Source organism: Pseudomonas frederiksbergensis (assembly GCF_003732665.1).
Taxonomy (GTDB): domain Bacteria; phylum Pseudomonadota; class Gammaproteobacteria; order Pseudomonadales; family Pseudomonadaceae; genus Aquipseudomonas; species Aquipseudomonas frederiksbergensis_G.
In genome coordinates this window covers 1-360 of record NZ_MOBP01000063.1, presented here as the reverse complement: position 1 = coordinate 360, position 360 = coordinate 1, and the positions used below count along the sequence as shown (strand labels likewise).

The following is a 360-nucleotide window of genomic DNA, read 5'->3' as shown; positions in this document are numbered from 1 at the left end:
GGGCAATCGCGCGGACCTGGTTCTTCACCAAGCCGCTCAATGGCGCCAGGTCGCAGGCGCCGTCACCGAACTTGGTGAAGAACCGCATCACCGCTTCCGCCGCGTGGTCAGTACCGATTTCCAACCCTTGGGCCGCGCCGGCGATGGTGTACTGGGCAACCATGCGCATCCGCGCCTTGGTGTTGCCGAGCACGAAATCCACCGACACCGCATGCTTGCCTTCGAACGCCGCGACTTCACTGGCCAGGGATTTGTCCGCCGGGCCGATGTTCACGGTGTGACGCTCGTCCGGCGCGATGAAGTCCACCGAAGCCTGGGCGTCGTGTTCATCGGACTGGGTTTCGTACGGCAGGCGGACGG

The 360-nt window shown here is 64.7% G+C and carries 1 protein-coding gene; it reads right to left on the bottom strand.

Annotated features, from left to right (window positions below; all coding sequences use genetic code 11):
* On the bottom strand, positions 1–360 hold a 360-nt coding region (gene nadE / locus BK665_RS33160; RefSeq protein ID WP_123410640.1), incomplete at both ends, for an NAD(+) synthase.